This is a genomic window from Streptomyces sp. Tu 2975 (genome assembly GCF_009832925.1).
In the GTDB taxonomy this organism is placed as follows: Bacteria; Actinomycetota; Actinomycetes; order Streptomycetales; family Streptomycetaceae; genus Streptomyces.
The window spans coordinates 6,615,406-6,640,390 of sequence record NZ_CP047140.1 but is presented as its reverse complement, the minus strand read 5'-3'; the positions used below and the strand labels follow the sequence as shown (position 1 = coordinate 6,640,390).

At 72.0% G+C, this 24,985-nt stretch carries 22 protein-coding genes and 1 pseudogene; 11 read left to right on the top strand and 12 right to left on the bottom strand.

Annotated elements, in window-relative coordinates; genetic code table 11:
- Positions 1–55 precede the first annotated feature (55 nt).
- Complete coding sequence (locus GLX30_RS29570; protein ID WP_159693949.1) at positions 56–1,600, bottom strand: hypothetical protein; 1,545 nt, start codon at positions 1,598–1,600, stop codon at positions 56–58.
- A 363-nt stretch (positions 1,601–1,963) separates the two neighbouring features.
- On the opposite strand from GLX30_RS29570, the gene GLX30_RS29565 reads away from it, so the two are divergent.
- On the top strand, positions 1,964–3,241 hold the full coding sequence (locus GLX30_RS29565) for an MFS transporter (RefSeq protein WP_159693947.1): 1,278 nt from the start codon (positions 1,964–1,966) through the stop codon (positions 3,239–3,241).
- 58 nt (positions 3,242–3,299) lie between these two features.
- Here GLX30_RS29565 and GLX30_RS29560 read toward each other — a convergent pair.
- From GLX30_RS29560 to GLX30_RS29550, 3 genes and pseudogenes are all read right to left on the bottom strand, one after another.
- Positions 3,300–3,839: pseudogene (locus GLX30_RS29560) on the bottom strand (hypothetical protein); the annotation flags it as partial.
- Between the two features lie 162 nt (positions 3,840–4,001).
- The gene (locus GLX30_RS29555) at positions 4,002–5,420 is read right to left on the bottom strand and encodes a HEAT repeat domain-containing protein (RefSeq protein WP_159693945.1); all 1,419 of its coding nucleotides are present in this window, start codon (positions 5,418–5,420) and stop codon (positions 4,002–4,004) included.
- Positions 5,421–5,687: 267 nt separating this feature from the next.
- Complete coding sequence (locus GLX30_RS29550; RefSeq protein WP_159693943.1) at positions 5,688–6,080, bottom strand: ankyrin repeat domain-containing protein; 393 nt, start codon at positions 6,078–6,080, stop codon at positions 5,688–5,690.
- A gap of 295 nt (positions 6,081–6,375) precedes the next feature.
- Here GLX30_RS29550 and GLX30_RS29545 point away from each other — a divergent pair, with 295 nt between their 5' ends.
- Together GLX30_RS29545 and GLX30_RS29540 are read left to right on the top strand one after the other, a co-directional pair.
- Complete coding sequence (locus GLX30_RS29545) at positions 6,376–6,570, top strand: hypothetical protein (protein WP_005320068.1); 195 nt, start codon at positions 6,376–6,378, stop codon at positions 6,568–6,570.
- Positions 6,571–6,603: 33 nt separating this feature from the next.
- The gene (locus GLX30_RS29540; protein ID WP_159693941.1) at positions 6,604–8,184 is read left to right on the top strand and encodes a hypothetical protein; all 1,581 of its coding nucleotides are present in this window, start codon (positions 6,604–6,606) and stop codon (positions 8,182–8,184) included.
- Between the two features lie 69 nt (positions 8,185–8,253).
- Here GLX30_RS29540 and GLX30_RS29535 read toward each other — a convergent pair whose 3' ends face one another.
- Entirely contained in the window at positions 8,254–9,753 is a 1,500-nt protein-coding gene (locus GLX30_RS29535; protein WP_159693939.1) for a PLP-dependent aminotransferase family protein, read from the bottom strand.
- A gap of 30 nt (positions 9,754–9,783) precedes the next feature.
- On the opposite strand from GLX30_RS29535, the gene GLX30_RS29530 reads away from it, so the two are divergent.
- The 4 genes from GLX30_RS29530 (at position 9,784) to GLX30_RS29515 (ending at position 13,325) form a co-directional block, all read left to right on the top strand.
- Positions 9,784–10,503, top strand: a complete 720-nt coding sequence (locus tag GLX30_RS29530; RefSeq protein ID WP_244258519.1) for a hypothetical protein — start codon at positions 9,784–9,786, stop codon at positions 10,501–10,503.
- A complete protein-coding gene (locus GLX30_RS29525; RefSeq protein WP_159693937.1) occupies positions 10,500–11,264 on the top strand; it encodes a glycerophosphodiester phosphodiesterase family protein in 765 nt (254 codons plus the stop codon). The genes GLX30_RS29530 and GLX30_RS29525 overlap by 4 nt, the downstream gene beginning before the upstream one ends.
- Positions 11,265–11,325: 61 nt before the next feature.
- Positions 11,326–12,684 (top strand): MFS transporter, encoded by a 1,359-nt coding sequence (locus GLX30_RS29520; RefSeq protein ID WP_159693935.1) that lies wholly within the window; start codon positions 11,326–11,328, stop codon positions 12,682–12,684.
- 266 nt (positions 12,685–12,950) lie between these two features.
- Positions 12,951–13,325 carry an RNA polymerase-binding protein RbpA gene (locus tag GLX30_RS29515; protein WP_003959706.1) on the top strand — a complete coding sequence of 125 codons (375 nt, stop codon included), beginning with the start codon at positions 12,951–12,953 and terminating at the stop codon, positions 13,323–13,325.
- Between the two features lie 201 nt (positions 13,326–13,526).
- Here the strand turns inward: GLX30_RS29515 and fxsA are convergent, their stop codons facing one another.
- The 4 genes from fxsA to GLX30_RS29495 form a co-directional block, all read right to left on the bottom strand.
- Positions 13,527–14,099 (bottom strand): FxsA family membrane protein, encoded by a 573-nt coding sequence (gene fxsA, locus GLX30_RS29510; RefSeq protein WP_159693932.1) that lies wholly within the window; start codon positions 14,097–14,099, stop codon positions 13,527–13,529.
- A gap of 46 nt (positions 14,100–14,145) precedes the next feature.
- Positions 14,146–14,961, bottom strand: coding sequence for a polyprenol monophosphomannose synthase (locus GLX30_RS29505; RefSeq protein ID WP_159693930.1), 816 nt, complete (start codon positions 14,959–14,961; stop codon positions 14,146–14,148).
- 543 nt (positions 14,962–15,504) lie between these two features.
- Positions 15,505–17,151, bottom strand: coding sequence for an amidohydrolase (locus tag GLX30_RS29500; RefSeq protein WP_159693928.1), 1,647 nt, complete (start codon positions 17,149–17,151; stop codon positions 15,505–15,507).
- An 80-nt stretch (positions 17,152–17,231) separates the two neighbouring features.
- Positions 17,232–17,672, bottom strand: coding sequence for an Lrp/AsnC family transcriptional regulator (locus tag GLX30_RS29495; protein WP_159693926.1), 441 nt, complete (start codon positions 17,670–17,672; stop codon positions 17,232–17,234).
- Between the two features lie 206 nt (positions 17,673–17,878).
- Between GLX30_RS29495 and GLX30_RS29490 the strand changes: the two genes are divergently transcribed.
- Complete coding sequence (locus tag GLX30_RS29490) at positions 17,879–18,295, top strand: hypothetical protein (protein WP_159693924.1); 417 nt, start codon at positions 17,879–17,881, stop codon at positions 18,293–18,295.
- A 253-nt stretch (positions 18,296–18,548) separates the two neighbouring features.
- A complete protein-coding gene (locus tag GLX30_RS35535; protein ID WP_244258313.1) occupies positions 18,549–18,785 on the top strand; it encodes a hypothetical protein in 237 nt (78 codons plus the stop codon).
- Here the strand turns inward: GLX30_RS35535 and GLX30_RS29485 are convergent.
- The 3 genes from GLX30_RS29485 to GLX30_RS29475 all read right to left on the bottom strand — a co-directional run bounded on the left by GLX30_RS29485 (position 18,748) and on the right by GLX30_RS29475 (position 21,834).
- Positions 18,748–19,920: an acyl-CoA dehydrogenase family protein gene (locus GLX30_RS29485; RefSeq protein ID WP_159695319.1), complete on the bottom strand. Its 1,173-nt coding sequence runs from the start codon at positions 19,918–19,920 to the stop codon at positions 18,748–18,750. The genes GLX30_RS35535 and GLX30_RS29485 overlap by 38 nt on opposite strands.
- Positions 19,921–20,159: 239 nt before the next feature.
- Positions 20,160–20,309 carry an SCO1431 family membrane protein gene (locus tag GLX30_RS29480; RefSeq protein ID WP_159693922.1) on the bottom strand — a complete coding sequence of 50 codons (150 nt, stop codon included), beginning with the start codon at positions 20,307–20,309 and terminating at the stop codon, positions 20,160–20,162.
- A 148-nt stretch (positions 20,310–20,457) separates the two neighbouring features.
- Positions 20,458–21,834: a peptidase C39 family protein gene (locus GLX30_RS29475; RefSeq protein WP_159693920.1), complete on the bottom strand. Its 1,377-nt coding sequence runs from the start codon at positions 21,832–21,834 to the stop codon at positions 20,458–20,460.
- Positions 21,835–22,033: 199 nt separating this feature from the next.
- Here GLX30_RS29475 and GLX30_RS29470 point away from each other — a divergent pair, with 199 nt between their 5' ends.
- Both GLX30_RS29470 and GLX30_RS29465 read left to right on the top strand, forming a co-directional pair.
- Complete coding sequence (locus GLX30_RS29470; protein WP_159693918.1) at positions 22,034–22,642, top strand: hypothetical protein; 609 nt, start codon at positions 22,034–22,036, stop codon at positions 22,640–22,642.
- Between the two features lie 436 nt (positions 22,643–23,078).
- On the top strand, positions 23,079–24,974 hold the full coding sequence (locus GLX30_RS29465) for an AAA family ATPase (protein ID WP_159693916.1): 1,896 nt from the start codon (positions 23,079–23,081) through the stop codon (positions 24,972–24,974).
- The last annotated feature ends 11 nt before the right edge of the window (positions 24,975–24,985 follow it).

The following is a 24,985-nucleotide window of genomic DNA, read 5'->3' as shown; positions in this document are numbered from 1 at the left end:
GAGGTAGGGGCCGGGCACGGCGGTGCGGCGGCGGGCCGGGCGGTGCGGCCGGAGGTCATGTCGCCTCCGCGCGCGCCGCCGCCATGCCCACCGTGTCGAGCAGGGCGGTGCCGACGATGAGGTCGGCGCCGCCGAACTCCGCATCGTCGAGCTCGGTGCCGTCGTCGACGGCGAACAGCAGTCGCTGCTCGCCCTGGCGGTAGGCGGTGCCGACCGGTGGGCTCGCCGCGTGGACGGCCAGCAGCGCGACCAGGTACGGCAGGTCGGGGTCCCGGCGGCGGGCCTCCGCGAGCAGCCCGGAAAGGCGGCGCGGCGCGTCGTGCTCGAGGTCCAGCAGTTCCATGGCGCTCGCGAGCTGCTCCTCGCTGAAGCGGCTGTCGTCGGGGGTGGCGATCAGGTCCGGTTCCGGCATCTCCGCGCCGAGGTGTTCGCGCTCCGCCGGCGGGGTCAGCAGCAGGTCGACCAGATCGCCGACCCGTACGGAGGACGGCGTGCGCAGCCCGGTGCCGCTCGCGAAGAACGCGTCGGTGACGTGGATCGCCGACTCCACGGGCAGCGGCAGCAGCGGAGCCAGCAGCTGGCCGTACAGGTCGAGGCCGCTGCGGGCGGCGGGCCGGGCGAAAGCCTGCCGGTCCTGCTCGGCACGGAAAAGGGGTCCGGCCTCCAGCAGCCGGGACTGGAGCTGTGTGTGCCGCCGGATGCAGTCCTTGACTATGTCCACGAGCTCGGCGGCGCGCCGCTTGTGCTCGGCCGTCTTCGGATCGGCGCCGGTCTCGGCCTCGTCGCGGGCCTTGCGGATGTTGGTGAGGATCGCGTTCTCGTGGCGGTAGCGGTCGGCGACGTGGTCGAGCGCCTCGGCGATCATGTCGGGGACGGTCCGGAGCCAGTCGACGGCGCGGACGTTGCGGCGGGTGGCCTCCAGGGTGCGGCGCAGTGTCTCGCTGTACTGCACGGTCCGGTAGCGGGCCTGTTCGGCGGCGAGTTGCGCGTCGGCGAGGCGGCCGCGGTTGATGAGCACCTCGAGCTTCACCTCGGCGGCGATCTGCGCGCTGGTGACATCGGTGTCGAGTGCGCCGACCAGCACGTTGACCGCTTCGTCGGTGGTGCGCAGATAGACCGTGCCGTCACGGCCGGGGACTTCCTCGATGAGCTTGAAGTCGTAGTCACGGCGGGTGTAGACACCGTCCGGGCCGAAGGTGCCGTACACGGCGCGGAAGCCGCGGTCCACGCTGCCCACGTTGATCAGGTTCTCCAGCACCCAGCGGGCGACGCGCTCGTGCTCCGCGGCCGGCCGCCCCGGGGCCTGGGCGGCGACGCGCGGAAGGAGGCGGGCGACTATCTGGTCGTGGTCGGCGCCGGTGTCGAAGTCCATGTTGAGCGTGACGAGGTCGATGGCCGCGAGGGCGACCTCCGCCATGGCGTAGACCGAGTACTCGCCGGCGAGGTTCGCCTTGCGCACGTCCAGGTCGTGCAGGGGCGCGGTGCACGCGAGCGCGCGGAGCCGCCGCGCGAGCCCTTCGTCGGCGGCCGGGCCCTGCGCGGGGCGCGGCCCCGCACTGAGCTGGGGCGGAGCGAGGTCCGTCGAGGCAGGCGAAGTCACGGAGCACAGATTAGGTCCTCGCACCGACAACGGTCGAAACGACGCAGAGCGCCCTTCGGTACCCGCCGCCCGGGCCGGCCGTGCCGCAAAAGCCCGCCCCGTCTCGCCGGCGTCGGCGCTCCCTGCACGAAGGCGCCGCGGCGGACCTCGCGTGCTCGCTTCAACCTGCCTGTGCGGAGGGCGGGTTGTACTCCGGAAGCGAGGCAGTACGAGTCCACGCACGCCGCTGCGGGCACGGACCGCGGAGCGAGCGCAGGAACGCTCAACACACCTCTTGCCGTATCGTTCAACAATCCCCTACCTTGGCGTGACCGTACACCGCCAGATGCTCCCCTCCCGCTCTCCTCCCCCAGCGAGGTGCAGATGAGCACGCCACAGGTCCGGCAGAAGCACGCCCAACTCCCCGATGACGCCGGCGCGTTCGCCTGGCTGCGGGCCCTCGGTCCACGCGGCCGGCGCGCCTTCGGCGGCGCGTTCGGCGGTTACGCCCTCGACTCGTACGACTACTTCACCCTGCCGCTGAGCATGGTGGCGATCTCCGCGTACTTCAGCCTCGACAACGGCAGGACCGGGCTGCTCACCACCGTCACCCTGGTCGTCTCCGCCGTCGGCGGCGCCCTCGCCGGCATCCTCGCGGACCGCGTCGGCCGGGTGAAGGCACTGATGGCGACGGTGATCACGTACGCCGTGTTCACCGTGCTCTGCGGCTTCGCGCCCAACTACGAGACGCTGCTCGTCTTCCGTGCCCTTCAGGGCCTCGGCTTCGGCGGTGAGTGGGCGGTCGGCGCGATCCTCGTCGCCGAGTACGCCACGGCCAAGCACCGCGGCCGCACGCTCGGCGCGGTCCAGAGCGCCTGGGCGGCGGGCTGGGCGCTCGCCGTGATCGTCTACACACTCGTCTTCCGGTTCGTCGACGCCGACACCGCGTGGCGCGTGCTGTTCTGGACCGGCGCACTGCCCGCACTGCTGGTGATCTACGTGCGCCGCAATGTGAGCGACGCCCCGAAGGCGGCGGAACTGCGCCGTGCCGGCGCCGCGCGCGGATCGTTCACCACGATCTTCAAGAAGGACCTCCTGCGCACCACGCTGTTCGCCACAATGCTGTCCACGGGCGTCCAGGGCGGCTACTACACGCTCGCCACCTGGGTCCCCACCTATCTGAAGACCGAGCGTGGGCTGACGGTCGTCGGCACCGGCGGGTACCTGACGTTCCTCATCTCCGGCGCCTTCATCGGCTATCTGACCGGCGGCTACCTCACCGACCGGATCGGCCGGAAGAAGAACATCGCGCTGTTCGCCGTGCTGTCCTCGGTAGGGATCCTCGCCTACACCAACATTCCTCCGGGCTCCAACGGCCTGCTGCTCGTGCTCGGTTTCCCGCTCGGGTTCTGCATGTCGGCCATCTTCAGCGGCTTCGGTTCGTTCCTGAGCGAGCTGTACCCGACGGCGGTGCGCGGCACCGGGCAGGGCTTCACCTACAACAGCGGCCGCGCGGTGGGCGCGTTCCTGCCCACGCTCGTCGGTTTCCTGTCCGACAGCTGGGGCGTGGGCGGTGCCCTGGTCCTCGGCGCCGCCGGATACGGCCTCGCCGTGCTCGCCCTGACCGGCCTGCCGGAGACGCGCGACCGCGAACTCCTCTGACCCGCCGCGCGGCGGCTCGGCGGCTCGGCAGGTGCTCCGCCATCTGCCACGCGGCCCGTCAGTCTCCCGTTCCCGGCCCGAGGTGTGCGCCGAAGACGGCCGGTGACATCGCCGCGAGCGCCGCCGACAGGGCGATGTCCGCGCTGCGGTCGAGGCGGGCGCTCGTGCCACGGGCCCAGTGGTGCACCTCGTCGCCGGCGAGCCTCAGCAACTGTGGCAGCAGGTCGGTGCAGCGGCGGCCCACCAAGGCGGTGCCCGCCGTCGCCAGCCACAGCAACGCCGCCGCCGTCGTCGGATGCGGTCGGTCGGGCTCGGTGTCCGGTGGGCGGCCCTCGGCGAGACCGTGGGCGGCAAGCAGTGTGGGGAAGCGCCGGGCGAGCATCCGGTGGCCGCGCTCGCCCGGGTGCAGCCGGTCGGCACTCCACATGGCGCGGTCCGCCACCCACGCCGCGTCGGCCCCGTGCAGGTGGACGTTGGCGTAGCGGTCGGACAGCGCGTGCACCACGGCGTTGACCGCCGGCCGGCGTCTGGCCGCCGGGCGGGCGAGCGGGGACGGCAGGCCGAGCATGGCGCCGGGGTCGGGCAGGCACGCCGTCAGCCCGTGTGTGGAACGTCCCATGAACGTTTGTGTCCGGGCCGGGTGTCGACCGGGTCAGCTGCCGCGATCGCCGCCGATCGCCTTCCCCCGCAGACGTCGGCCGGGCCGGGGATGCCGCCGTTCCCGGACCCCGGAACGCCGGGGTCCGTCACGGGCCGTGTGTCACACCGTCGGCCGGTCCGGGCCGATCCGGCTCCGTACGGCGGTCTGCACCTCGGCCTCCTCCGCCGGGTCGGCGGCGAGCCGGCGCAGCCGGTCGGCGACGCGTACGTCACCTGTCTCCGCGTGGAGTGCGGCGACTTCTCTGGTGGTCTCCTCGCAGTCCCACAGGCATTCGACGGCAAAGCCGGTGGCGAAGGAGGGGTCGGTCGTGGCGAGGGCCCGGGCGGCGCGGCCCCGCAGATGGGAGGAGGCCGTTTCCCGGTACACATGGCGCAGGACGGGGGCGGCGCAGGCGATGCCGAGCCGTCCCGCCCCGTCGACCAGGGTCCACAGCCGGGGTGAGTCGGGTCCGTCGCCCCGCACCGTCTCGCGCAGGGCGCCGAGGACGAGCTGCGAGTCGGCGGGGACGCCCCGGCAGGCGAGCACGCCGGCCGCGGAGGCGCCCAGGGCGTCGGGGCGGTGCACCCAGGCCCGTGCGCGGTCGACGGCCTCCTCGCCGCACATCCGCTCGAAGGCGGCGACGGCGGCTTCGGCGACGGTGCTCGAACCGGCGCCCACCGCGGTCTCGATCAGGTCGAGGACGACGGCGTCGCGTGACTCGGCGAGGTAGTGGAGGGCGGCGCAGCGCGCGCCGTCCGAGCCGCTGCGGGCGGCTTCGACGATGACGGGCCGGTCCTCCGGCCCCGCGACGGCGGTCAGGCACCGGGCTGCCGGGACGTGCAAGGAGCTGCCCCGCTCCAGGCCCTCGTCCGCCCAGTCCAGGACCGCCTGGACGCTCCAGCCGGGCCGGGGCCCGGAGGGGCGCATCTGGCGTTGCCAGCGGTCGAAGGAGCCCGCTTCCTGCGCGGTCCTGATCCTGGCGCCCACGGCTTCCCGCGGGTCCTCCGCCCACAGCCGCCAGGGCCGCGGTTCGAAGGAGTCCCGCACCGCGGCGGCCAGCTCGGCGTCGCCTTCGGGGGTCGCGGGGAACCGGGACAGGACGGGGAGTGCCAGCGCCCGCAGCCCCGCGTCGTCGTCGCGGAGGGCGAGCTCGTCGAGCGCCCAGGCCCAGTTGGCGCCGTTCCTCGCGTACTGCCGCAGCAGGGCGAGTGCGTCGCCCCTGCCGTAGGAGGCGAGATGCCCGAGCACCGCCAGGGCCAGACCGGTCCGGCACTCCTCGGTGTCGAGGTGGTCGTCGGCGTCGCACAGGTGCCGTTCGATCTCCTCCAGACTGCCGTGGAGATCGAGGTAGAGGCGTGCGTAGTAGAGGGAGCGGTTCTCGACCTGCCAGTCGTGGCGGGGGTCGTTGAGCACGCAGTGGTTGAGGGCGGCGAGGGCTTCGGCCCGCGGGGCTGCGAGCGCGTGCAGCGTGCCGTCGCCACGGCCCCTCTGCAGCAGGCCGAGCAAGGTGCCGCTCGGCGCTATGACTGGATCGAACATGGAAAATGCCTCACATCAAGCTGTCGACGCAACCGGGGACTGGTGTGCCTGGGCCACGCAGCAGCATGCAGGGCCGCCCGTCGTCGTACGCGTCTTCCGCTCGGTGTAGACCATCTTCCTCTGCCTCTCTTCGGTGGCCCCAGGGGAAACTCCCGGTTGATGTCGTCCGGGATGGGGCTGACGTCATGATGACCCACCCATTTCGCCACCGCGACCACATTTACGGCGCCCCCCGCGGTGGCCCTCGCACAGCTGCCCACGAGCCGCTCAGCGGCCTTGGAACAGCTCCAGAAGATCCGTCTTCCCGAACATCCGGGCCGTATCCGCCGCGGACGGGGTGCCTGCCTCGGGGTCGGCGCCTCCGGCGAGCAGGGCGCGGATGACCGCGCCCTCACCCTTGAAGACTGCGCCGGCGAGTGGGGTCTGCCCGCGGTCGTTGGCCCGGTTCGGTTCCGCGCCGCGGGCGAGGAGCGCCTCCACCGCGGCCGCGTGGCCGTGGTAGGCGGCGAGCATGACGAGCGTGTCGCCCTTGTCGTTGGTGAGGTCGGCCGGGACGCCGGCGTCCACGTACGCGGCAAGCGCCTCGGTCTCCCCCTGACGCGCCAGGTCGAAGACCTTGGTCGCGAGTTCGATCACCTCGGGGTCCGGGACCTCACTCATCGGACGTACCGCCTTTCACCGTTTGACCTGGCCCGCACGGCAGAAGCAGCCGTACGAGTGAATCGACAGGGTACTGCCCGGCGGCCGACATGACGCGGCGCGGCGGTGGCAATGGATCCCGCCGGGGAGGCACTGTGCCGCGCGGTCCGGCCCTCTGCCCGCCGGGCAACGACCGGCTGTCCGCCAGTGAAGTGAAATGCTCAGAATTTCACTCTTTTGCACCTTTTGTCGCATAGATACTTTCGGTAAGCCTGGAAGAACTCATGGTGACTGTCCCCTCACCCAGGAGAACCTCATGATTCTGTCCATGTCAGGCGTCGTGCTGCTCGGCATCATCGTCTTCCTGTTCTTCAGGAAGGACGGTCTCAAGGCCTCGCACGCGCTCGTCTCCGCGCTGTTCGGCTTCTTCCTCGCCGGCACCGCGATCGCTCCCAGCATCCAGGCAGGCACGACGAGCCTGGCCGGTCTGCTGGGCGGGATCAAGTTCTGACCGCCTGTCCCTTCGGCACCTACAGGAGACGATGTGGCCCGGCGTCCACTCCCCCGCATTCTGAGCAGCGGCAGCGCCCAGATCACCCGCAGCCGAGAGATCGCGCGCACGGCCGCCGACAGCGCCACGGACGTCCTCCATCCGCTGATCACGGTCTCCCGCGGTCTGCGGAAGCTCGCCGCGAAGGGTCGGCAGAAGTGGGCCGGCACCCCCAAGGAGCGGCGTGGTCCGACCCTGTTCCTTGTCGCCGCCTGCATCCTGGTGGTCGCGCTCATCCCGTACGGGCCACTGGTCGCCCTGATCACGGTGATGGGCGCGGCCGCCTGGGAGGGCCGCGTCAGAACCCCGGTCAGGACCGGACCCGACGAGGCGGAGACCGCCCGGTTGCGGGCGCTGTACGAGGCACTCGTCCCGCACTTCTCCGTCCCCGAGGACCCGGCTCCGCTGTTCGCCCACGGCGGGGAGTGGGGCAAGGCCTTCAGTGAGTACGAGTTCGACGGCAACGGCCGCCTCACCCGGTTGCGCGTCACCTACCCCGCCTACTTCACCGACGGCGAGGCCGCTGCCCGGGCCCGGATCGAGCAGCTGCTGCACGCGAAGTCCGGGCGCGGGCGCGAATACCTCTTCACCTGGGACGAGGAGGGCAACGAGCTCGTGATGAGCGTGCTGCCCGCCCTGTCCACGGGCATCGCCGCCCAGCGCTTCGTCACCGTCCCCGGCGAGACCGTCCTCGGCTTCACCGACGCCGACGCGGTCCAGCGCACGGTGCCGGTCGTGCTGGGCGACGAGACCGCCCAGGCACCTCCGGTCGTCTGGCGCACCGGCCCCCGCTCCACGGAGCCGCACCTGCTGGCCGTCGGCGAACCCGGCAGCGGCACCACGACCCTTCTCCGCTCCATCGCCCTGCAGGCGCTGCAGCACGGGGACGTCCTGATCGTGGAGGGCAGCGGCACCGGCGAATACGCCTGTCTCACCGGCCGCGCGGGGGTGCTGGCCGTCGAATGCGGTCTCTCCGGCGCGCTGTCGAGCCTGGAATGGGCCGCCCACGAGACGGAGCGGCGGCTCATCGCCGCCAACCGGGCCCGGCAGGCCGGGCAGCCGGCCCCCGAGGACACCAGGCGGCCGCTGTGGATCCTGGTGGACCGGCCCGGCGTCTTCGGGCACCTGGCCGCGGCCGACGGCCACATGGATCCCCAGGAGCTGCTCTCCGTACCGCTGCGGCACGGGCGGGCCGCGCAGGTGACGGTGGTCGTGGCCGAGCAGTTCGACAGCGTCGACGCGCTGACCGAGGCGGTACGCACCCACACCCGTGCCCGGGTGGTGCTCGGCGGGGTCGGCGTCGACGACATCCGGTCCGTGCTCGGGGAGACCCCGCGCACCACGCCCGTCTCCGACGTCCCGGCCGGCCGGGGTTACGCACGGCTGGGCAACGGCCCGGTCCTGCGGCTCCAGGTCCCGGCGACGCCCGACCCGTACGACGACGCGACGACGGAGGCCCACCGGCAGGCGGTCCTGGCCCTCCTGCCCGCCGGGCCGGACACTCCGAAGGCTCCCCCGACGCCGGCGATCCCGGCGAAGCCGCTCTGCCCGCCCACGGTCCCCGCGGAGCCCTGAGGCGGTATGCACAACGCAGTCGGACCGGGCGATCGCCCGTCCGACTGCGTTGTGCATCGATCCGGGCCGCTACGCCACGAAGGTGCGCGGGGCCTCCGTACCCGTCGTCGCCCCCTTGGAGACCAGGCGCGCCGCCGCGGCGAGGCGGGCCGCCGCCTCCTCCGCCACCGGGCCGCCCACGGTGAACGGCAGACGCACGTAGCCCTCGAAAGCACCGTCGACCCCGAAGCGCGGCCCCGACGGCACCCGGACGCCGACGCGCTCGCCGACCTCGGCGAGGCGGGAGCCGGACAGGCCACCGGTGCGGACCCAGAGGGTGAGGCCGCCGCGCGGCACGTCGAACTCCCAGGCCGGCAGTTCCCTGCGCACCGCGGCGACGAGCGCGTCACGGTTGTCGCGGGCCTGCTCCCTGCGGATGGTGACGGCCTCGGCCCAGCCACCGGTGCGCATCAGCCAGTTGATGGCGAGCTGCTCCAGGACCGGCGTGCCGAGGTCGGCGTAGGCGCGGGCGGCGACGAGTGAGCGGATCACGTCGGGGGCGGCGCGGACCCAGCCGATCCGCATGCCGGCCCAGAAGGCCTTGCTGGCCGAGCCGACGGTGAGGACCGTGGAGCCCGCCGGGTCGAACGAGCAGACGGGCGGGGGCATCTCGATGTCGGGGTCGAGGTGCAGTTCCGACATGGTCTCGTCGACGACGAGCACCGTCCCTGCCGAACGGGCGGCCTCGACCAGGGCGCGGCGCTGGTGCTCGTCGGCGAGCGCGCCGGTGGGGTTGTGGAAGTCGGCGACCACGTACGCGAGCCGGGGCGCGGCGTCGCGCAGCACCTGGCGCCAGCGGTTCACATCCCAGCCGGTGAGGCCTTCGGCCATGGCGACGGGCACGAGCCGCGCGCCGGCCTCGCGCATCAGTTGGAGGATGTTGGCGTAGGAGGGCGATTCGACGGCGATGCGTTCGCCGCGGCCGGCGAACAGGTGGCAGATCGCGTCGATTGCGCCCATCGCGCCGGTGGTGACCATGATCTGTTCCGGCATGGTCGGGATGCCGCGTTCCGTGTAGCGGTCGGCGAGCATCTGGCGCAGGGCGGGCAGACCGGCGGGGTAGTCGCCGTGGGTGTGGGCGTAGGGCGGCAGCTCCTCCAGGGCGCCCTGGACGGACCGGGTCAGCCACGGCTCCGGTGCCGGCAGGGCGGCACAGCCCAGGTCGATCATGGAGCCGAGCGACTCCGGCGGCAGGGGCTCGAGACCGCGGGCGGGCAGCGGGTTCCCGGCGGGCACGGCGGTCCAGCTGCCGGCGCCCCTGCGGGACTCGAGGAAGCCCTCGGCGCGCAGCGCCTCGTACGCGGCGGCGACGGTGGTGCGGCTGACCGAGAGGGACAGCGCCAGTTCACGTTCCGCGGGCAGCCGTGCCGCGACCGGGACGCGGCCCTCGAGGACGAGCAGGCGGATGCCGTCGGCGAGCGCGCGGTAGGCGGGCGGCTTGCGGGTGCCGGGGCCTGCGGGGCGTGCCTGCTGGGAGGTGAGCTGTCGGGCGAGCTGGGCCGCACCCACGGCTGAGGTCCACTGCGTCATGGAAGTCGGTCCACCTTCCTCGAATTGGCCATGGTTGCCGGTCGTTCCATAGCCACAGAGTGTCATGCATCAGTCCACGAACACCAGACAGGGGGCGCCATCGTGTCCGCGCATCTCACCCGCCGACTGCTTCAGCTGTACGTCGGCCTCGCGCTGTACGGAGCGAGCTCCGCCTTGCTGGTGCGCGCCGGGCTCGGCCTCGAGCCGTGGGGGGTGCTGCATCAGGGGCTGGCCGAGCTGACCGGGCTGACGATCGGCGTGGTGTCGATCATCGTGGGCGCCGTGGTGCTGCTGCTGTGGATACCGATCCGGCAGCGGCCCGGCCTCGGGACCGTGTCCAACGTGTTCGTCATCGGCATCGCCATGGACGCCACCCTGTCCCTCGTACCGCAGGTGACGACGCTCGTCGGGCAGATCCCGCTGATGGCCGCGGGCATCCTGCTCAACGGTGCCGCGACGGGCCTCTACATCGCGGCCCGTTTCGGGCCGGGCCCGCGGGACGGCCTGATGACCGGCCTGCACCGGCTGACCGGCCGCTCGATCCGGCTGGTGCGCACCGCGATCGAGGTCGCCGTCGTCGCGACCGGGTTCGCACTCGGCGGTTCCGTCGGCATCGGGACGGTGGCGTACGCGCTGGCGATCGGGCCGCTGGCGCAGCTGTTCCTGCGGCTGTTCGCCGTCTCCGAGGGGGGCGGACGCAGCACCGTGGTCGCCGCCGGGTCACCCCCGCAGGCAATACTGCCGCGGTGACCCTCATACGCCACCCCTACCTGGACCACCCCGCGACGCTCGCCTTCGCCCACCGCGGCGGGGCGGCCGACGGCATCGAGAACACCGCCGAGGCCTTCCGGCGGGCGGCCGCGGCCGGATACCGCTACTTCGAGACCGATGTGCACACGACGGCGGACGGACAGCTCGTCGCCTTCCACGACACCACACTGGACCGGGTGACCGACGCCGGAGGGCGTATCGCCGCCCTGCCGTGGAGCGAGGTGCGCAGGGCGAAGGTGGCGGGCCGCGAGCCGCTGGCGCTGTTCGAGGAGCTGCTGGAGGAGTTCCCCGAGGCCCGGTGGAACGTGGACCTCAAGGCGGAGTCCGCGCTGGTGCCGCTGGTGGAGCTGATCCGCCGGACCGCGGCCTGGGACCGGGTGTGCGTCGGCTCGTTCTCCGAGGCCAGGGTGGCCCGGGCGACCCGTCTCGCGGGTCCGCGTCTGGCGACCTCGTACGGGGTGCGGGGCGTGCTCGGCCTGCGGCTCGGCTCGTACGGGATACCGGCGGCGGTGCGCAGCGGGGCGGTGTGTGCGCAGGTGCCGGAGACGCAGGGCGGGATCCGCGTGGTGGACCGGCGTTTCGTGCGCGCGGCCCACGCCCGGGGTCTGCAGGTCCATGTGTGGACGGTGAACGACGCCGACCGGATGGCCCGGCTCCTGGACCTTGGCGTGGATGGCATCATGACCGATCATCTTGAGACGTTGCGCACGGTGCTGACCGACCGGGGAGTGTGGGTCTGATCGCGCCCGCGCGGCCGCGGGGGCACCGGCGTCTGCGACGGCATGAGCGAGGGGGCGCCGCGTGAGTGCGGAGACGGCGGACAGCACCGAGGGCACCGGCGAGGACGACGGCGCTCGCAGACGTGAGCAACGGGGCTGGTACTTCTACGACTTCGCGTGCTCCGTCTACTCGACGAGCGTGCTCACCGTCTTCCTCGGGCCCTATCTGACGTCGGTGGCGAAGGCCGCGGCGGACGCCGAAGGTTTCGTGCATCCCCTGGGCATCCCGGTGCGCGCTGGTTCCGTCTTCCCGTACGCGGTGTCGGTCTCGATGCTTCTCGCGGTGCTGATCATGCCGTTGGCCGGAGCGGCCGCGGACCGTACGGGCCGCAAGAAGCCGATGCTCGCCGTCGCCGCGTACGTGGGAGCGGCGGCGACGACCGGGATGTTCTTCCTGGACGGCGACCGCTACCTGCTGGGCGCGCTCCTGCTGATCGTGGCGAACGCCGCGCTGGCCGTGTCGATGGTCCTCTACAACGCGTATCTACCGCAGATCTCCGGCCCCGAGGAGCGTGACGCGGTGTCGTCGCGCGGCTGGGCCTTCGGCTACACGTCCGGCGCCCTCGTGCTGGTGCTGAACCTGATCGTCTACTCGGGCCACGAGTCGTTCGGCCTCTCCGAGGGCGACGCGGTCCGCATCTGCCTGGCCTCGGCCGGTGTGTGGTGGGGCGCCTTCACGCTGATCCCGCTGCGCCGGCTCCGCGACCGCAGGATCACGCCGTCCGGCGAGGGCGCGGTCGACTCGGGATGGCGTCAGCTCGTCGCGACGCTTCGGGACATGCGCCGGCACCCCCTCACCCTCTCGTTCCTGCTCGCCTACCTCGTCTACAACGACGGCGTGCAGACGGTCATCTCGCAGGCCTCCGTCTACGGCTCGGAGGAGCTGGGCCTGGACCAGACCACCCTGATCACAGCGGTGCTGCTGGTACAGGTGCTGGCGGTCGCGGGGGCGCTGAGCATGGGCCGGCTGGCCCGTACGTACGGGGCGAAGCGCACGATCCTCGCCTCGCTCGCGGTGTGGACGCTGATCCTGGCGGCCGGATACTTCCTGCCCGCCGGGGAGCCGGTGTGGTTCTACTGCCTCGCGGCCGGCATCGGACTGGTCCTGGGCGGCAGCCAGGCGCTGTCGCGGTCGCTGTTCTCGCATCTCGTGCCGCGGGGCAAGGAGGCGGAGTACTTTTCGGCCTACGAGATGAGCGATCGGGGACTGAGCTGGCTCGGACCGCTAGTCTTCGGCCTGGCGTATCAGATGTCGGGCAGCTACCGTGACGCGATCATCTCTTTGGTGATCTTCTTCGGAGCGGGATTCGTACTGCTCGCGAGGGTTCCCGTGAGGCGTGCGGTGGCCGCCGCGGGGAACCCCGTACCGGAGCGGATTTAGACGCCTGAGTGAAAGGCCGGTAGTGTACGCCTTTGGCTTGCCAGGCGGACCGTTACTGCGTGCCGGAACAGTGAAATCAGTGGGTGACACTTTCTGTCAGATGTGACAAACCGGGCACTGGTGGGTACCCCAACCAATGGCAAAGCAGCGGCACGACGGGCGACGCATGACCCGGAACGGGAATCTTTACCGCCGACCGGACGTTGACCGGATGACGACGACAGCGACACCTGTCCTGTGGGCGACAAGCCCGGGAGGCACGATTCATGAGTGAGCGAGCTCTCCGCGGCACGCGACTTGTGGTTACCAGCTACGAGACGGACCGCGGCATCGACCTGGCCCCGCGCCAGGCGGTGGAGTACGCATGCCAGAACGGACATCGTTTTGAGATGCCGTTCTCGGTCGAGGCGGAAATTCCGCCGGAGTGGGAGTGCAAGGCGTGTGGCGCCCAGGCACTCCTGGTCGACGGGGACGGCCCCGAAGAGAAGAAGGGCAAGCCGGCGCGCACGCACTGGGACATGCTGATGGAGCGGCGTACCCGCGAGGAGCTGGAAGAGGTGCTGGCCGAACGGCTGGCGGTCCTTCGTTCCGGCGCCATGAACATCGCGGTGCATCCGCGCGACAGCCGCAAGTCCGCGTAGCGCGTTCAGGCGCGCGAAGCGAGTAGCACGAGAGCCGCGGCCGGCCCACACACCGTGTGGGCCGGCCGCGGCTCTCGTCGTGTTCTCACCCCTGGCCCTGGGGCCTTCACGCGTCGTGTTCGCACCCTGGACCTACTGGTCTTCGCGCGGACCGGTGCGGCACCCAGCCGTACGGAAGGGGCCGCACCGGTGCGGCATGGATCAGGGGGTGAGCGGGGGCCGCCGGCCGGGTTCCTCGTCGTGGGGCCGCGTGACGTCCTCGCGGACGACCTCGCCCTGGACGACCTTGCCGTCCGGGCGGCGCATGCGGGCCTGCTGGAACGCGTCGCCGAGGCCTCCGGCCCCCGCGGCGTTCATCCGCCGCTCCAGCGAGCGTTCGGCGGCCCGGCCGAGCCGTGCCCGGACCGGCGGCACCAGGAGCAGCAGCCCGGCCACGTCCGAGACGAGGCCCGGCAGCATCAGCAGCAGACCGCCGAGCATCAGCAGGCCGTTGCCCTCGGCGCGCCCGGGCGGCACGGCCTCCTGGCTGCCCGTCTGCTGCTGAAGCGTCGCGGTGAGATTGGCGAAGGCCCGCCGCCCCGCCCTCTTGACCACCACGGCACCGAGCACCGCGGCGCCGACGAGCAGCCCGAGGACGGCGAAGCCACCCGCCGCGTCCGCCACGACAGTCAGCAGCCAGATCTCCAGGACCAGCCAGGCGGCGATCGCCAGGGGGACGAAAGTGCGGGCGCGAGAGCGCCTCGGGGCGGTCGGGGGCGGTGCGCCGGTCGTCATGCTCCCAGTGTGCCTGGGCGCCCGCCGGAGCGGCATAAGGGGGATGTCAGGAAGATCGAGGCGGCCGCGGCGGCGACGGCCTGCGGCCGAGGAGGCGGCCGGCCCGCTCCTCCACGCCCCACGCGGTGACGCGCCAGAGGGCCTCGACGACGATGTCCCTGTTCATCTTCGAGTCGCCCAGCTCCCGCTCGACGAAGGTGATCGGGACCTCGACGACATGGAATCCGGCGGCCACGGCCCGCCGGGCCAGGTCGACCTGGAAGCAGTAGCCCTGGGACGCGACGTCGCCGAGACCGAGGCCCTCCAGGGTCTCGGCGCGGAAGGCCCGGAAGCCGCCAGTGACGTCCCGCAGCGGCACACCGAGCAGCAGACGGGAGTAGGTACTGCCGCCGCGGGAGAGGATCTCGCGGTGCTTGGGCCAGTTGACGACACGCCCGCCGGGCACCCAGCGGGACCCGAGGACGAGATCGGCGCCCTTGAGGGCGGTCAGCAGCCTGGGCAGTTCCTCGGGCTGATGGGAGCCGTCGGCGTCCATCTCGACCAGGACGCCGTAGTCGTGCTCGATGCCCCAGCGGAAGCCGGCCAGGTAGGCCGCGCCGAGCCCTTCCTTGCCCTTGCGGTGCAGGACGTGCACCTGCTCGTCCTGCACCGCGAGCTCGTCGGCGAACTTGCCCGTGCCGTCGGGGCTGTTGTCGTCGGCGACGAGCACGTCCGCGTCGGGCACGGCGGCGCGCACCCGGGAGACGATCGACCGGATGTTCTCGGCTTCGTTGTAGGTGGGGATGATCACCAACGCTCGGCCGAGCGGGCCGTACCGCCTCCCCTGGGGTCCACCATGGGGAACCGCACCACCGTCGTTCACTGCTGCCCCTTAAAGTCCGTCGCAGAGCCCAACCATAGCGAGCCCCTGTGGGGCGCTCCCGGTGGCACGGATCTTCGGAGCGACGGCGGAACGACGAGGACGCCGCTGTCGGGACGGAACGGCGCGGGCCCGGCCGGACGCAGCGGATCGGGCCCGGCGTCCTTCGGGCCGACCTGGGGCCCGCTGGCTGCGGGTCGACCGAGAGCCGTTGTCTACTGAACGCCGGGCCCCACCCGGGTCTCACCTGCCGACCGGCGGAAACCTTCCCTCTGCCCCCGAGGCGCGGGCGCTGAACCTGGCTCCCAGTGGTGGTGCGCCGGTGCGGCACACCACCCCATGACCCAGCGGCGTTCGACGACTTGCGTGGAGGTTGCCGGTCGGAGTTCTTCGGTGGACTGTCCCGAACCTACCGGCCGGTGGGCGCTCGCTGTCAACAGTCACCTGATCAGCGAGAATTACCGGAACCGCCAGGTCAGAGGCGAAGATCCGCAGGTCGAGGCGGAACGACGGGAATGCGGCCCGGCGGTGCGAAATGTCCTTACGTCACCCGTTCGGTCCCTCGAAGACGGTTTGTCCGCCAACCACTGTCCGCACGCAAACGGGCAGTTCGGCACCGGGTCCGAGGTCGGGCAGACCGGGCGTGCCGGAGCGCGGGTCGGTGGACCAGCGGGCGACCCGGTCGTCGGGCGCCTGGACGATCAGCGCCCCCGTGCGCCAGACCGCGTAGTCGGCCGGGGCGCCCGGGACGAGCACGCCGGCGTCGTCGTGGCCGACGGCACGCCAGCCCCCGCGCGTATGGGCGGTGAAGGCCGCCCGTACGGAGATGCGGTGCTCGGGCGTCCGGTGGAAGGCGGCGGCCCGTACCGTGCCCCACGGGTCGAGGGGGGTCACCGGGCTGTCGGAGCCGAAGGCGAGCGGCACCCCGGCGCGCAGCAGCGCCGCGTACGGGTTGAGGGTGCGGGCCCGCTCGACGCCCAGGCGCTGGGCGTACATGCCGTCCTCGCCGCCCCAGGCCTCGTCGAAGGCCGGCTGGACGGATGCGGTGAGGCCGAACTCGGCGAAGGCGGCGATGGTTTCCGGGGTGAGCATCTCGGCGTGTTCGATCCTGTGCCTCGCGGCACGGACCCGCTCGAGCCCGAGCCGGTCGGCCGCCTCACGGACCCCGTGGACGACCGTGCTCAGGGCGGCGTCGCCGATGGCGTGGAACCCGGCCTGCAGCCCCGCCCGGGTGCACGCGGTCACATGGGCGGCGACGGCCGCCGCATCGAGATGGGCGCTTCCGGTAGTGGTGGGAGCGTCGGCGTACGGGGCGTGCAGGCACGCGGTGTGCGAGCCGAGCGAGCCGTCGACGAACAGGTCCCCTGCCGCGCCGGAGGCGCCGAGTTCGCGGATGCGCCGGGCGTCCTTCTCGTCGGTGACCTGTTCGGCCCAGTAACCCACGACCCGGGGACCGGGCTCGGAACGGGAGAGCGCGAGCAGGGAGGTGAAGTCGGCCTCGTCGGAGATCTCGGGGCCCGCGCACTCGTGGATGCTGCCGATGCCGAGGGACGCGGCACGGGAGAGCGCTTCCCGCTGCGCCGCCCGCCGTTGGGCGGGAGTGACGGCCGCGTGGGCCGCGGCGCGCACGGCGTGGTGGGCCGCCGCGGTCAGCGGAGCGTCGGGGTGGAAGCCGGCCAGGCCGGTGACGCCGGGAACGAGGTCGAGCAGCGCGGTGGTGACGACCGCCGAGTGGACGTCGACCCGCGGCAGGTAGAGCGGCCGTCCGCCGGCCGCCTCGTCGAGTTCGGCGCGGCTCGGGGGCCGCTGCTCGGGCCAGCGCGTCGCGTCCCAGCCGTGCCCGAGGAGGACCTGTCCGGCAGCGGGGTGGGCGGCGCCGTACTCCCGGACGAGGCGGAGGGCCTCGGCGAGGGAGGTCGCACCCGACAGGTCGAGGCCGGTGAGCGCGAGGCCGGTCGAGGTGGTGTGCACATGGGCGTCGGTGAACGCGGGGGTGACCAGGGCCCCTTCGAGGTCGACCACTTCGTCGACCCCGGTGGCGAAGGCGTCGGCTGCGCCTTCCGAGCCCACCCAGGCGACGTGCCCCTTCTCGACGACCATCGCGGTGGCGAAGGGGTCGGCGGGGCTGTGGACTTCTCCACCGCGCAGCAGCACGGTGCGGTGTTCGCTCTGGGGGGCGGTGCTCTCGGTCATGGGGCAAGCCTAGAGAGCCGTGGACCACGCCCCGTACCGGGCCGGTGGTCTCCGCGGCCGCGGGCTTGGACCACCGGGTGTCAGATCCGCGGCGGACGGGCCTCGTACGGGGTGGAGAGGACGACCGTGGTACGGGTGGAGACGCCGGAGAGCGAGCGGATACGGGTGAGCAGGTGCTCCAGTTCGAGGGGCGTCGAGACGCGCACCTTTAGGATGTAGTTCTCGTCGCCGGCGACGCTGTGGCAGGCCTCGATCTCCGGCACCCCGGCGAGCCGGTCCGCGATGTCGTCGGGAGCGCTGGGGTCGAACGGCTTCACCGAGATGAACGCGGTGAGCGGCAGCCCGACCGCCTCCGGGTCGACGACCGCCGCGTAGCCGCGGATGACGCCCCGCTGCTCGAGGCGGCGGACGCGCTGGTGCACCGCCGATGTGGACAGGCCGGTGGCCTTGCCCAGGTCGGTGTAGCTCATCCGCCCGTCCTTGACGAGCAGGTCCACGATCTGACGATCCAGCTCCTCCATGCGGATCAACCTATGGCCCTGGATCCCTTCCGGCACAGTCCCGGAGCGTCCGGACGGGCACCAGAGGCCCTCATGTGACCAACGCCACAGGTTTGCCCGGCCGATGCGCCGTGACCCCACGGTTACCCGACCGGCACGGTGGGCATTGCTTGCTGTGGTCGAGGCCGCACATGCCTGGTCGGGCCCATCCAAGGGGGAGATTCTCCATGCAGAGTGTCAAGACTGTGTCATCCAAGACCGGACGTACCGAACCGGAGCCTGTTGATCAGGCCGAGCCTGCGGAGACGGACATCCTGGACGCGTACGACACCTTCGAGATGTACCGGGTGATCTGCCCGGACTGCGCTCAGCCGATCGCGCTTCTGGCGGACGAGGACGTACTGCCCGAGCACGCGCTGTGCCCCACCCCGTGGAACCCGTTCGGCCTGACGGTCTGCTCGGGGACCGGCCGGGACGCCTCCCTCGCCCGTCCCGCCGACGAGTCGCTGGAGGTCCAGGAGCAGGACACCGCGCTCCTGTTGACACTGCCGCAGGGCCTGGACTGGCGCACCCAGCCGTTCTCGCACGTCGGCGGCCCCGGCTCACGGCCGCTGAAGGTGCCGCCGATGCGGCGGGCCGCCTGAAGAACGTGCCCCGGGGAGCCCGACGCGCTCCCCGGACAGCGAGCGTGACCGCACACGTGCCCCGGGGGCCGCACGCGCTCCCGGCGCCGTAGGAGCGCGACCACGCAGTGTTCCGTGAGCGGACACACTCCCGCGCCGGACGAGCACGACCGCGCAGGTCCCCGCGCCCCAGTCGGCGAACCGTGTAGCCCCTGCACTGGCGCTCGAATAGTCCTGCCGGTAACCGCTTCCGCGCGTGGCGCGTTGGCGGGACATGAGCCTGCACCCCCCGACCACGCAAGGCCGTCGGCGCCTGGTCCTGCCCGTTCGTGAAGAATCGGTTCCGCACCCGGCCGATCCGCCCATCTACCGTGAGCTCCTCCAACTCTGGGCGAGCCGGGGCAGAACCCTGCCGGGGCGCCGCGACCCCGAATGGGTCAGACTCGCGGCGCCGCCTGCGCAAAGCGGGCGGGTCAGCGCGTCTCAGGGCCGGCCAGGTGGCGGGCGATGACCATCCGCTGGATCTGGTTCGTCCCTTCGACGATCTGCAGCACCTTGGCCTCGCGCATGAAGCGCTCCACCGGGAAGTCCTGCGTGTAGCCGTAGCCGCCGAGGACCTGGACGGCGTCGGTGGTGACGCTCATCGCCGCGTCCGTGCAGAACAGCTTCGCCATGGCGGCCTGCCGGGAGAACGGCTGTCCCGCGTCCCTCAGCCGGGCAGCGGCGAGGTAGAGCGCGCGCCCCGCCTCGATCCGGGTGGCCATGTCCGCGAGCATGAATCGCAGGCCCTGGAAGTCGGCGATGGGACGCCCGAACTGCTTGCGTCCGGTGGCGTAGTCGAGCGACTCGTCCAGCGCGGCCTGCGCGACACCGATGGCACAGGCGGCGATGCCGAGACGGCCCGAGTCGAGGGCGGACAGCGCGATGGCGAAGCCCTGGCCCTCCTCACCGATACGGCGCGAGTCGGGGATCCGGACCCCGTCGAAGTGGAGCTGGGCGGTGGGCGATCCCTTCATGCCCATCTTCTTCTCGGGTACCGCGGGATTCAGCCCCGGCGCGTCGCCCGGCACCAGGAACGCGGTGATGCCGCGCGGGCCTTCCACGCCGGTGCGGGCGAGGACCGTGTAGAAGTCGGCGACGCCGCCGTGGGTGATCCAGGCCTTCGTCCCGTCGATGACCCAGTCGTCGCCGTCGCGGACCGCCTTGGTGCGCAGCGACGCGGCGTCGGACCCGGAGGCGGGCTCGGAGAGGCAGTAGGCACCGAGCAGACCGCCGCCGAGCATCGCGGGCAGATGCTCGCCCTGCTGCTCCTTGGTGCCGTATCCGGCGAGCGCATGACAGGACAGGGAATGGACGCTCACGCCGAGACCGACGGTGAGGCGGGCCGCCGCGAGTTCCTCGAGGACCTGGAGATAGACCTCGTACGGCTGGTCCCCGCCGCCGAACTCGGAGTCGTAGGGAAGGCCGAGCAGTCCTGATTCGGACAGCAGCGAGAAGATCTCGCGCGGGAAGTGCCCGGCGTCCTCCTCCTCGGCCGCGCGCGGGGCGATCTCCCGCTGGACGATGTCGCGGACCAGGGTGATCAGGTCCCTGGCCTCTTCGGTGGGCAGCTGACGGTCCACCGGCTGCGGGGCGCGGTCGGGCATGGCGGCGCTCTCCTCCCTGTCGGGCGCTGCGGCGGTCACGCGCGAAGGGTGTGGGCGCGCCGCCGGTTGTTCTGCCAGGCCGATGGTGCCCTTCCGGGTCACGAAAGAGGCTGCACGGCGGCTTGTGGCGCGCATGAGTATGCCCGATCGGAACGCGGGCGTCACGGGTGTGCCGGAGGCGGAAGCCGCAGACCGCGGCGCACTTCCCGGGAGGTGGGGGCGTCGCGGGCGGGGAGACCCTAGAGCAGGCCGACCTGGGTGATGAGCATGGCCAGGACCACGACGAGCGTCCAGCCGAGGACGTGCTCGAGGAAATCGGGTCCGTCGTCCGGGCCGCCGGTGCGGGTCGTCGGCAGGGTGCGGTCGGCGGTTGCTGCGTTCGAGGTCATGGTGCGTCTCGTTCGGTCGTCCGGCAGGTGGCTCCCCCCGGGATCCTTCGTCCCGATCGGGCGGAAGGTCCTGGCCACACAACAGTGCCAGCGGCAGCGGCCCCGGGGTAGAGACGTTCGTCACTGCCGCGGGGGCCGGCGCGGTGCGTCAGTGGACGCCGACGGCCGCCAGAGCCGCACGCTGGGCGGCCGTCGGGTGCGCGGGCCAGTACAGATAGCAGACGCCTCCTGTGCCGGAGACCACTTTCCCGCTCGCGTTGTAGCGCTTGGTACGGAGCCAGATCTTCTCCCACTCGGCGCGGCGGTAGACGCGGCGCACCGCCTCGTTGCTCGCGGAAGCCGGGTCGTTGGCGATCACGTCACCGTCGGCGGTGAAGCCGATCACCGTCATGAGGTGGCCGGCGGTGCCGTAGCCGGCTCCCGTCAGCTCCTCCTTCAGGAACGACTGGGACGTTATGGCCGGGATACCGGCGGCGATCAGCGTCTCCAGATCGGTCAGCGAGGTCAGCCGGGTGACGACGGCGCTCATGTCGCGGTAGGTCGCGGCATAGGCGGCGTTGAAGGGCCAGTTGCCGCAGCCTTCGTACTGGTGGTCGAAGGTGGAACGGGCGGCGTGACAGACCTGCGGATCGGCGAACGCGGGGTCGACCCACGCCAGGTCGTCGGTGGTGGGCCTGCGGCCCCAGTACTCGATGATCATCTGCGACGACGTGGGGCTGCACCATGCCTCGCCGCCGTTGTCGTACTCCGGGTACTGGCCCACGTGCGTGTTCTGGGAGTACCGCGGCACGATCAGCTCACGGGCGAGGCCCGGCTCCGACGCCGGCACGCCGAAGCGGTCCGGGACGTCCGAGGTCATCGCGCCCAGCCGCCACACCGTGGGCGTGAGCGAGGTCCCCGGCCGGCGGTAGAGCGTGAGTCGCAGCCGGTACGAGTCGAGGCGCAGCCCGCTCGCGGCGTCGTCGACGGAGAAGGTGTCCGTCCAGATGCTCGCCCTGCCGTCGCCCTGGTCGTCCACCGAGGTCCGGCGGATGTCCCGGTCGCCCGCGGCCCAGCGGCCCATCACGAACCAGGGCGTCGCGGTGCCGTCCGAGTACCGGCCGCTCAGCTCCACCTGGAGCCACGTCCCGGCGGGGGTGTCCGCGTTCCACGAGGCGATGGCCTCGGTGGCGGGCACGCGTGAGCGGTGCATCGGCGAGGTCCAGGTCGCGTACTCCCAACTCGCGGTCGTGCCGGTGTGCGGGTCGGTGTAGTCGGTGGTGCCGACGGGCTGAGCGATCACCACTCCGGGGCGGCGGCCGGCGGCGGCCTTCGTGCCGGCGCGGTCGCCGCAGCGCCAGTCCGTGTAGGAGGACCAGAAGCGGTTGTCGACGAGCGGCTGCGGGCGCCTGGCGGGTGCCGCTGGAACGGCGGCCGTACCGCTCACGGCGGCCGCCCGGCCGGCGGCGAGGGACAGGGTTCCGGCGGTGGCGGCTACCGCGAGCGCGGCACCCAGAACGTCTCTGCGCGAAGTAGGTCTGGCCATGGGACCCCCAAGTCAGGAGCGCGACAGTGGGGCCACTATCGCGGTTCGCGGCTCGCTTCTGCCAGGGATCCGCCTCGCGTCGCGGAACCAATATTGGTCTGGTCCACCGGCGGTTCGGCCGTCGGGGCCAGGCAGGTGACCTGGGGCACCGCACCGGACCGGCCTCCCGCACCGGACGACCGCCTCTTAGGGTGGCCCCATGGACGACCTCGACCGCCGGGCCGCCGGACTGCGCGCGCTGCCGCCTTCCTGCGGCCCCGTACGCCTGGTCGCGGTCGACGGCCACGCGGGCTCGGGGAAGAGCACGTTCGCCGGCCGGCTGGCCGACGCGCTCGGCGCCGACGTGCCCGTTCTGCACCTCGACGATCTGGCCACCCACGAGGAGCTGTTCGACTGGACGGGGCGGATGCTGAGCCAGGTGGTCGAGCCCTTGGCGCACGGCCGGGACGCGGCCTATCACCCGTACGACTGGAACCTCCGGCGCTTCCTCGCGCCGCGCGTGCTGCCGGCCGCGCCCGTGGTTCTGGTGGAGGGCGTCGGGGCGGGGCGGCGGGCGCTGCGCCCGTATCTCGCGGCGCTGCTGTGGATGGCCCGGGGTGCCGAGGAGTCCTGGGCACGGGGCAGAGCGCGTGACGGTGCGGCGCTCTCCGGCTTCTGGGACGGGTGGACAACGGCGGAGATGCGCCATTTCTTGTCCGATCCTTCGGCACCGTTCGCCGATGCCCTGATACGCGAGTGCTCGAAGGGCTACGAGTGGCTACAGGTGCCCGCCGGGACTGCAGGTTCGCACCCAATCGATCACTCGTAGTAATGGCCTTCCCCCGGCCTTCCGGGGTGTCGCGATTACGTCTCAAAGGTGCCTCAACTCTGCTTGACCGACGGGGCGTACAGGTCTTACGTTCTCAATGTGCGGCTTTCCGAAGCCGTCGCAGACGCGAAGCCCCCGGTTGTTCCCCCGTGATCGGGGGCTTCGTTCTGCCCGTTTTCCTTCTTCTTCCACCCCCTGCGAGCCGCTTCCGCTCACCCAGGGTCACCATCTCCGCGCCGTCACCGGGTCGTTGTGGCGCTCTTAATCGCCGCCCCGTGCGCGGGTACGATGCACGACTGGAAGCCTCCGACGGCTGCCACGCCACAGCGGGCGCCCAACTCCCCCTCGTGGCACGGCTGTTCCGGCAGCGGTCGTGGGCCTCCGCCCGGCGCGACAACACTGGTGCACGGTTTGTAGGGGGGAGTGGGGGGACCCTATGGACATCGGCACGCAAGGGTCACGGTCGCCGGCGGACCTGGCCTGGGTGCGTGGCGTGGACGCCTGCACCATGGGCGCGTACCCGCAGGCCGAGGAGGAGTTCCGCACGGCCGTCCGGCTGGATCCCGGAATGGCCGACGCCTGGCTCGGGCTGCACGCGCTGCGGGTCGACACCTCGACGGCGCTGATCCACATGTACCGCGGCCGCGACCGCTTCGGCGAGCAGCGGGCACGTCACCGCCGTACCCTCAACTCCTGGTACTGGCTCGGCTGGTGGGTACAGCCGGTGCTGGAGAGCGGACGCGATCTGCTGCTCGCGCACGCCTCCCACTGGCTCGACGGCCGCCATGTGCCCGAGCTCGACCGGGCGCTCGCCGCGCTGCCACCGGTGGACACCGATCCGCAGGTGCGCTTCCTGCACGCGTGCCGGGCCTATCTCGTCAAGGACTGGGAGCAGCTCGTACGCCATACGGAGCCGCTGGTCGACGACCCGCTGCTGGGCATCGAAGCCGGGCTCTTCGGCGGCATGGCGCGCGTGCGGCTGGAAATGTACGGGCAGGCGGAGCCGCTGCTGTCCGCCGCACTGATGCGCTGTCGCAGTGAGCAGCCGCAGCGCAAGGAGCTGCGGTACTGGCTGGCGCGGGCGCACGAGGGCACCGGTCGCAGCGCGGCGGCACTGCCCCTGTACCGCGCGGTGCACCGCATCGATCCGGCCTTCATGGACACCGCGGCCCGCCTGGCGGCCATCGCCGAGTACGACGGCATCGACGTGTACGACGACTCCGTCGGTCTGGCCGCCGTGTCCCTGGCCGGATACGGCGGTGACGTGGCGGACGTCCAGGCGGAGGGCGAGGCGGCCCAGGGGCCTGAGTCGCGGTTCGGCGGCGACCCCGGTGTCACCGTGCCGGGGCCCGCGCCGGTCGTACCGGCCGACGGTCCGCGTCGCAGGTCGGCCGCGCCGTCGCCGTTCTCTCCCCCGCAGTTCCCGGCCGGGCCCACCGACCCGGCCCTGCTCGCCCAGGCGCTGGCGGAGCTGGAGCGGATGGTGGGACTCGAACCGGTGAAGCGGCAGGTGAAGGCGCTGTCCGCACAGTTGGAAATGGCCCGGCTGCGGGCCGTGCAGGGGTTGCCCGTACAGCCGCCGAAGCGACACTTCGTCTTCTCCGGTCCGTCGGGGACGGGCAAGACGACCGTTGCCCGTATTCTCGGCCGGGTCTTCTACGCCCTCGGCCTGCTGGGCGGCGATCATCTCGTGGAGGCCCAACGGTCCGATCTGGTCGGAGAGTTCCTCGGCCAGACGGCGGTCAAGGCCAACGAGCTGATCGACTCGGCGCTGGGTGGTGTGCTCTTCGTCGACGAGGCGTACAGCCTGTCCAACTCCGGTTACAGCAAGGGCGACGCGTACGGCGACGAGGCCTTGCAGGTGCTGCTCAAGCGTGCCGAGGACAATCGCGATCACCTCGTCGTCATACTGGCCGGCTATCCGGAGGGCATGGACCGGCTGCTCGCCGCCAACCCCGGGCTGTCGTCCCGTTTCACCACCCGCGTCGACTTCCCGTCGTACCGGCCGCTGGAACTGACCGCGATCGGCGGGGTGCTGGCCGCCGACAACGGCGACGTGTGGGACGAGGAGGCACGCGACGAGCTCCGCTCGATCAGCGGCCATGTGGTCGACCAGGGCTGGATCGACGAGCTGGGCAACGGCCGCTTCCTGCGCACGCTGTACGAGAAGAGCTGTGCGTACCGCGATCTGCGGCTGTCCGGCTGTCCCGGACCGCCGACCCGCGAGGACCTGTCGACGCTGCGGCTGCCCGATCTGATGCAGGCGTACGGGGAGGTTCTGTCGGGCCGCGGTCCGGCCGGCCGCGGCCCGCAGGAGCCTCCCTTCGGGTGATCCGTACGCTG